Genomic DNA, 6,714 nt, shown 5'->3' with positions numbered 1-6,714 from the left:
GATATCGCGGCGGCAAGACCGGTCCAGTCGGCCGAGGCAGTAACCCCATCAACCACCGTCGAGGATGTCGAGGAACAGCCCTGATTCGGCCCGGTGCCGTAGCATCGGTCAGAAATCGTAGACGAGGCTCGCGCGGCTGAGCGTATCTAGTTTCACCTGACCCGCTGGCGGAGCGGTCTCATAATCGAGGGTGTAGGACAGCCGCGCAGACAGCGCCCCGATCAGTTTCGCATCGAGCGCGGTGGTGGAAGTCAAGGTGCTGTTGTCTGCGGCAACAAAGGTTTCGGCATGTTCGGTCAATTTCAGCCCACTTGCTATGGTCCATTCGCCGTCGAGCGCGGCAAGACCGGTGATAACGTCCTCGCTTACTCCATCGGTGTAATCGGTGTGGCGGAAAGCGGGACCGGCCTTCAGCGCCAAGCGATAGCTTGGTTCGTCCAGCACCGTCCAGCCGATCCCGCCAGCGACAGCATAGCGCGACCTGACGCCCTGAAACCGATCGCGTTCATACTGAAGCTGACCAAAGGCAAAGGCTGTCTCGTCGAACCGATACTGGCTTTCGACCGCCGCCATGATCCGCTCGCGTGTGATGATGTCATTGGTCTTCTGGTAATCGACCAGTGCGCGCAGTTCGTGGGTCCAGTCGAGTCCGTTGCGCCCAATTCTCAGGCCAGCGTTGAAGCCCAGATTGTCGGTGTTTCCGGTCGTACGCAAAAAGCCCAATTGGCCTTCGCCCTCCCAATTGTCGAACAAACCAGCTTGCGCCAGAGCAGCTTGCTTGTCATCGGCGGTGCGTGTCTTCCAGGCGCCGACCAGCGCATCAATGTCGTCGACCGCATCCGGCTGCGCCTTCTTGGCAAATTTGGCAACCGTATCGACTTCACTTGCATTGCCGCCTTCGATCGCGGCATCGATTGCCGCGCGCAAGGGATCGGCGATTTGCGCCTTGGCGGGCGATGTAATGCAAATGACGGCAACCAGCGCCGCCGTGACGGTGAACTTCATCACGGTTTTCTCCAAGAAACGGATTAGATGAGCGGTCCGAACTCTTCCACGATATCGCGGTAAAGTTTGCGTTTGAAGGGGACTATGAGCTGGGACAGTTCGTCCGGGTCGGCCCAGCGCCAGGCGCGAAATTCGGCATGGCTGGTGGCGATGTCGATATCGCTGTCATCGCCATCGAATCGCATCAGGAACCAGCTCTGTCGCTGGCCGCCGAACTTGCCTCCCCATATCTTGCCGAGCAGTTCGGGTGGAAGATCGTAGAACAGCTCACCAGCGGCTTTGGCTACGATTGTGACCTTGTCGGCCGCAATGCCGGTTTCCTCGGTCAGTTCGCGCAGCGCTGCGGCCTCGGCGTCTTCGCCTTTGTCGATCCCGCCTTGCGGCATCTGCCATGCTTCGCTGTCCGGATTGTCGATGCGCTGACCAACGAAGACCTTGCCCGCCCGGTTGGCTAGCATGATCCCGGCGCAGGGGCGATAGGGGAGGGTGCTATGGTCGATTATACTTGGCCTTCTGATATTTCGAAATGCGTTACGATCTAGTTCGCCAAGGAAGCGAGCAATGCTTTCCAGGCGCCCATCATGCGGTCCACATCCTGCGCGGCGGACGGTACTGCCTTGCGGATATTGATGAAGCCATGCACATTCCCTGGCATTTCCAGATAAATCATGTTCACGCCGTGTCGGACCAGATCCGCGGCATAGTCGCGGCCCTGGTCGCGCAGGGGATCGAGACCGGCGGTGACCAAAACGGTTGGCGGTGACTTGGCGAGGTCACCCAGATAAGGCGACACCAATATGTCATCATCCTTTGGCGCGTAATGGCCGTCGAAATATTCCATGCTCTCTTTGGTGAGCAAAAAGCCTTCGGCAAATTCGTCCATTGATCCGCCTTCTGCGTCCATGCGCGTGGCGGGATAGATCGGAAATTGTGCGATGACGGGAACAGAGGTGGGTTCGTCGGCCAGCACCTGTCCGGCCACCAGCGCGAGATTGCCCCCGGCACTATCGCCGCAAGGGATCAATCCGCTGATATTGAGTTTCAGCTGCTGCTGATTGTCGGCCACCCAACGCGTCGCGGCCAGACAGTCCTGCGGGGCCGCCGGGAAGGGTGCTTCTGGTGCCAGCCGGTAATCGACGGCAATGACCGGAAGGTCCATCTCGCGCGCGATATAGGTGCAGAAGCTATGGTGCGACTCAAGGTCGCCAATGACAAAACCTCCACCATGGTAGAAGATGATGACGGGCGTTTCCTGGCTCCGTTCGGCCTGATTGTCATAGAGTCGAAGCGCGATGTCGCCTGCCGGTCCGGGGCAGGACATATCCTCTATCCGCGCTAGATCGACCGCATCGGCTTCGAGCATTGCCGCCATCATATTATACATTTCCCGCGCAGCGGCCGGTTCGACTTCCGACATTAGCGGCTGGTCCGATTGCTCCATCATGGTCAAAATCATCTGCACGTCGGGCCGTATATAAGCGTCTGTCAAAATTTCTTCTCCAACCGGTTAACTGATCGATTAGATCAGGCTATGTTCACTAAGCAAGCGCTAATCGGGACCGGGTGCCCAAACAAATGCTTTATCCCTATTAGTTTTTGTGGTTTGAAGCGCCCGGCATTGCTGCTCTAGGGGGCATTGCGTAATAACAAAGGCACGGAATCAATCATGGCCACCGCGTTCAAGCAGGAAGAACCCAATAATCCCCATCCCGACGGCGCCGAAAATGTCGTCGTCCGTTTCGCTGGCGATAGCGGCGACGGGATGCAGCTGACCGGAGGGCAGTTCACCCTCTCGACGGCGCTGGCAGGCAATGATCTGGCCACATTCCCTGATTTTCCGGCCGAAATTCGGGCACCGCAGGGAACTTTGTTCGGCGTCTCCGCCTTTCAGATCAACTTTGGTTCGCGCGCGATTGAAACCGCCGGCGACGAACCGGACGTGCTGATCGCGATGAACCCGGCTGCGCTGAAGACCAATGTCCAGGCGGTCCGCCCGGGCGGGCTGGTGATCGCCGATGAAGGCGAATTCGGCAAACGCAATCTCGACAAGGCCCATTATGACAGCAATCCACTGGAAGATGGCTCGCTGGCCAAATGGCAATTGCTCAAGCTCAATATTTCGCAATTGACGCTGGACGCGGTGCAGCCGTTCGGACTGGGTAACAAGGAAGCGCTCCGCTGCAAGAATATGTGGACGCTGGGCCTGGCGCTGTGGATGTTCGAACGCGATCGTGAACCAGTGGTACAATGGCTGAAGGCCAAATTCGCCAAATTGCCGGACATCGCCAATGCGAATATCGCGGCGCTCAACGCCGGCCATGCCTATGGCGAGACCGCAGAAATTTCCGGTGATGGCCTCGGTGGCGGACATTTGCAACACCACAAGGTGGCTGCGGCTCCGGCTGAACCGGGCACATATCGAACCGTAACCGGAGCAGAATCCCTGTCTCTGGGACTGGTCGCCGGTGCGCGACTGGCCGGACTGCCGATGTTCTTTGGCGGCTATCCGATTACCCCGGCCTCGGCGATCCTGCATCATCTGTCGCGGCTCAAGGAATTTGGGGTCACGACCTTTCAGGCCGAAGACGAGATTGCCGCGATTACCGCCGCCATCGGTGCAAGCTATGCTGGCAGCCTGGGGATCACCTCTTCTTCCGGTCCCGGCATTGCCTTGAAGGGCGAGGCCATGGGCCTGGCCATCATGACCGAATTGCCGCTGGTGATCGTCAATTCGCAGCGGGGCGGTCCTTCGACCGGCCTGCCGACCAAGACCGAGCAATCGGATCTTTACCAGGCTGTTTATGGTCGCAACGGCGATGCGCCGATGCCGGTGATCGCCGCGCGCTCACCCGAGGACGCCTTTTATTGCGCCATCGAAGCGGTGCGAATCGCCGTGCAATATATGACGCCGGTGATGCTGCTGACCGACGGCTATATCGCCAACGCGGCAGAGCCGTGGAAGATTCCCGACGTTGATACGCTGGAGCGTTTTCCAGTCAGCTTCATGACCGAAAAACCGGATGGGCCGCTATTGCCGTATAGTCGGGATGCCAATCTCAAACGGCCCTGGATCAAGCCCGGGACGCCGGGACTGATGCACCGGATTGGCGGAATCGAGAAAGGCGTCGATACCGGCCATATCGAATATGGTCCGGCCAACCACCAGACGATGACCGATATCCGGCGCGACAAGATACTCGGCGTCGCCGACAGCCTGCCGGATCAGGACCTCGCCTTTGGCAAGGCTGGCGCGAAACTGGGAGTCGTCGGTTGGGGTTCGACCTTTGGTCCGATCCATCAGGCGGTATTGCGGGCCAGCACCGCGGGCAGGGACGTCGCGCATGTTCATATCCGCAACATCTGGCCGCTGCCGAAAAATCTTGGCGAGTTGCTCAGGAGTTTCGACCGGATCATTGTGCCGGAAATGAACACCGGGCAGCTGAAGACGATCTTGCGCGACCAATATCTGGTCGATGCAAAACCGGTGAACAAGGTTTCCGGCCAGCCGTTTACCATTGCCGAAATTGCCGCGGCGATTGAGGAGAATCTGTCATGAACGAGATGACCAAAATCACGACGACGCTGAAAGACTGGGAAACCGATCAGGAAGTGCGCTGGTGCCCGGGTTGCGGCGATTATGCGATACTCAAGGCGGTGCAGCGGACCATGCCCGATCTGGGCGCTGATCCGTCCAATACGGTGTTCATCAGCGGCATCGGCTGCTCCTCGCGCTTTCCATATTATATGGAGACTTATGGTTTTCATACGATTCATGGGCGCGCGCCGGCGGTTGCCACTGGCGTGAAGTTGGCCAACCCGGATCTCGACGTATGGATCATCACCGGGGATGGCGATGCGCTGTCGATCGGCGGCAACCACACCATGCATCTGCTGCGCCGCAATCTCGATTGCCAGCTGATGCTGTTCAACAATGAAATTTATGGCCTGACCAAGGGCCAATATTCGCCGACCAGCCGGCAGGGCACGCATAGCCCCTCGACGCCTTATGGTTCGGTTGACCGGCCCGCTTCACCCTGTGCTTTTGCGCTCGGCGCGGGTGCCCGTTTCGTCGCACGCGGTATCGATATCCACAAGGGCTTGCCCGACGTGCTGAAAGCTGCACATGCGCACAAGGGCACGTCCTTTATCGAGATTTTCCAGAATTGCATCGTCTACAACAAGGATGTGTTCGAGGAATTTGCTGCCAAGAAGACCGCGGACGACACCCAGCTGCATCTGCTGAACGGCGAACCGATGCTGTTTTCCAAAGGCACAAAGGGCATCACGCTCAACCACAAAACCTTGCAGCTGGAAGTGGTCGACGTGGTCGATGGCGACTGGGAGGCCGCTGGTGTGATCGTCCATGACGCGACCAACCGCTCGGTGGCACATATGCTGGTCGAAATGCAATTTGGTGCCTTCCCGATGGCCTTGGGCGTGCTCTATGATGATCCGCGGCCGACATTTGAAGCGGCTGTCGTGGCGCAGAATATTGCGTCGTCGGCTGGCAAGAAGCCCGATCTGCAAGGGCTGCTGAACAAGGGGCAGACCTGGACGGTAACCGAGGACGGACCGGAACTGTAAAGCTATTGGATCGCACAAAGACATGAAGGCACTAAGATGAGAGTGTGGAGCGTCTGGTAAATTACTGTTCCCGCCGCTAGGCGATGCAAATGCTTTGTGGCTTCCTGTCTTCGTGCGAGATAAAAAATTGGATAATCTGACCCACAGTCTCGCCGGTGCCGTTCTCGGCCAGATGGGCCTGAAGAAAAAAACCGGCCTTGGCATGGCGACGCTGATCATTGCCGCCAATATTCCCGATATCGATGCGGTCGCGACCTTGCTGGACGGGGTCCAGCATCTGGCGATCCGGCGCGGGATCACCCATGGGCCGATCGCGATGCTGCTGCTGCCGCTGTTGCTGACCGCGATCATGATCGGCTTCGACCGCTGGCAGACCAAGCGCGGCAAGCGGCCGGCCGACCGGTTGCCTATCCACAAAGGCTGGCTACTGGCGCTGGCCTATATCGGTTGTCTGAGCCACCCGGCGCTGGACTGGCTGAACAGTTACGGCATCCGTCTGCTTGAGCCCTTTTCCTCGCAATGGTTTTACGGCGATAGTATTTTCATCATCGATATCTGGATCTGGGCGGCCCTGATTGCCGGTTTCTGGCTTTCGCGGCGGCGAGAAAAGCGAGACGTGCGCCATTGGTCTCGTCCGGCCTGGCTCAGCTTCGCCGCAGTCTGCGCCTATATTTTCGCCAATGGCCTGATCACAGGCAAGGCAGAAGCGGAGACCACGGATATTCTTGCGGCCAGAGTCTCGGCAACCGGCGCTTCGCCCGCAAGCAGGGCGGAGCCGGAAACGGTCGTTGCCAATCCGACTCCCCTCCTGTTCTGGAAAAGGGAAATATTGTGGCGCAATGAAGCGGCTTATGGGTCGGGAGAATATGACCTGTTTGGCGGGGTGTCACTTGGCCAGAAGCAGAAGATACCGGACTATAGCGCAAGGCTGGAGCCGGAAATTACCAGAGTCAGCGACGATGCCGCAGCTTTTCTGTTCTGGTCGCGGATGCCGGTCATTACGGCGACCGATACTCGTGTAACCGTCAGAGACCAGCGTTTCATGGATCCGCTGGTCGGGGATCGGTTCACTGTTCGACTCGATGTCCGCAAAGACAGGTTGGAACAGAAAATTCCCTGAGTCAT

The 6,714-nt window shown here is 58.4% G+C and carries 6 protein-coding genes; 3 read left to right on the top strand and 3 right to left on the bottom strand.

What is annotated here, in order from left to right:
- Nucleotides 1-108: 108 nt before the first annotated feature.
- From ACEW8J_RS09790 to ACEW8J_RS09780, 3 genes are read right to left on the bottom strand one after another with little or no spacing between them, the layout of a single operon-like run.
- The gene (locus tag ACEW8J_RS09790) at nucleotides 109-1,005 is read right to left on the bottom strand and encodes a YdiY family protein (protein ID WP_373491455.1); all 897 of its coding nucleotides are present in this window, start codon (nucleotides 1,003-1,005) and stop codon (nucleotides 109-111) included.
- A 23-nt stretch (nucleotides 1,006-1,028) separates the two neighbouring features.
- The gene (locus ACEW8J_RS09785) at nucleotides 1,029-1,508 is read right to left on the bottom strand and encodes an RNA pyrophosphohydrolase (protein ID WP_373491454.1); all 480 of its coding nucleotides are present in this window, start codon (nucleotides 1,506-1,508) and stop codon (nucleotides 1,029-1,031) included.
- A 35-nt stretch (nucleotides 1,509-1,543) separates the two neighbouring features.
- A complete protein-coding gene (locus ACEW8J_RS09780) occupies nucleotides 1,544-2,494 on the bottom strand; it encodes an alpha/beta hydrolase (protein ID WP_373491453.1) in 951 nt (316 codons plus the stop codon).
- A gap of 177 nt (nucleotides 2,495-2,671) precedes the next feature.
- Between ACEW8J_RS09780 and ACEW8J_RS09775 the strand changes: the two genes are divergently transcribed.
- The 3 genes from ACEW8J_RS09775 to ACEW8J_RS09765 all read left to right on the top strand — a co-directional run bounded on the left by ACEW8J_RS09775 (nucleotide 2,672) and on the right by ACEW8J_RS09765 (nucleotide 6,709).
- Nucleotides 2,672-4,561 carry a 2-oxoacid:acceptor oxidoreductase subunit alpha gene (locus ACEW8J_RS09775; RefSeq protein ID WP_373491452.1) on the top strand — a complete coding sequence of 630 codons (1,890 nt, stop codon included), beginning with the start codon at nucleotides 2,672-2,674 and terminating at the stop codon, nucleotides 4,559-4,561.
- Complete coding sequence (locus tag ACEW8J_RS09770; protein ID WP_373491451.1) at nucleotides 4,558-5,589, top strand: 2-oxoacid:ferredoxin oxidoreductase subunit beta; 1,032 nt, start codon at nucleotides 4,558-4,560, stop codon at nucleotides 5,587-5,589. The genes ACEW8J_RS09775 and ACEW8J_RS09770 overlap by 4 nt, the downstream gene beginning before the upstream one ends.
- Nucleotides 5,590-5,716: 127 nt before the next feature.
- Entirely contained in the window at nucleotides 5,717-6,709 is a 993-nt protein-coding gene (locus ACEW8J_RS09765) for a metal-dependent hydrolase (protein ID WP_373491450.1), read from the top strand.
- Nucleotides 6,710-6,714: the final 5 nt, after the last annotated feature.

This window comes from Parasphingorhabdus sp., from assembly GCF_041748495.1.
In the GTDB taxonomy this organism is placed as follows: domain Bacteria; phylum Pseudomonadota; class Alphaproteobacteria; order Sphingomonadales; family Sphingomonadaceae; genus Parasphingorhabdus.
Note: the sequence above shows the minus strand (reverse complement) of the source record. Positions and strands in the feature narration are given on the sequence as shown.

Bases quoted from the DNA above. Each gene is read 5' to 3' on its own strand.
- ACEW8J_RS09790 (WP_373491455.1), bottom strand. From the start codon at position 1,005: ATGAAGTTCACCGTCACGGCGGCGCTGGTTGCCGTCATTTGCATTACA.
- ACEW8J_RS09775 (WP_373491452.1), top strand. From the start codon at position 2,672: ATGGCCACCGCGTTCAAGCAGGAAGAACCCAATAATCCCCATCCCGAC.
- ACEW8J_RS09770 (WP_373491451.1), top strand. From the start codon at position 4,558: ATGAACGAGATGACCAAAATCACGACGACGCTGAAAGACTGGGAAACC.